This window comes from Bacillus sp. SIMBA_074, from assembly GCF_046534555.1.
In the GTDB taxonomy this organism is placed as follows: Bacteria; Bacillota; Bacilli; order Bacillales; family Bacillaceae_G; genus Bacillus_A; species Bacillus_A mycoides.
Window position 1 is genome coordinate 1 of sequence record NZ_JAWRYM010001252.1, and the last position, 235, is coordinate 235.

General features: G+C 62.1%; 1 protein-coding gene. It reads left to right on the plus strand.

The window, feature by feature from the left end:
• Positions 1-235, plus strand: a 235-nt coding sequence (locus tag SB773_RS34730) for a hypothetical protein (protein WP_410595109.1), incomplete at both ends; no start/stop codon positions are given.

Genomic DNA, 235 nt, shown 5'->3' on the forward strand with positions numbered 1-235 from the left:
GACCTCGTCTACCAGTTCATCACCGTGATGGACTTTCCGTCCGGCGTCCAAGATGGCGAGGCTTTCGGCAACAGCATGACGGTCGCCGGTCGTACGGTCACCGCAAGCCCCGTCACCTACGTCGCGTCCGGAGGTGACGGTGACGGTGACGGTCTCGGTGGGTTTGATGTGACCAAGACCGTGAGCGGGAACGGCGCGAATGCGGTCGATGGGGCTCAGTACACGATCGACTACT